At 79.4% G+C, this 238-nt stretch carries 1 pseudogene; it reads left to right on the forward strand.

The features are described 5' to 3' along the window. Positions 1–238 (forward strand): annotated as a pseudogene (locus GTW08_RS14855) (serine/threonine protein kinase); the annotation flags it as partial.

Raw genomic sequence — 238 nt, forward strand, 5'->3', positions numbered from 1 at the left:
ACGGTGCGGCCTCCGGTGCGACGCCCTACGGCGCGGACCCCTACGCCTCGGGCCAGTACGGCGCGAGCCCCTACGCCGCCCAGCCCGGAGCGGCCCCGTACGCCCCCGGCCAGCCGGGTGCGGGCCAGTACGGCGCGGGACAGTACGGCGCGGGACAGCACGTCGCGGGGCAGCCCGGTGCGGGACAGCACGGTGTCGCCCAGCCGGGCGCCGGCCAGTACGGCGCCGGTCAGTACGG

It is taken from the genome of Pseudonocardia sp. SID8383 (assembly GCF_009864975.1).
GTDB lineage: Bacteria > Actinomycetota > Actinomycetes > Mycobacteriales > Pseudonocardiaceae > Pseudonocardia > Pseudonocardia alni.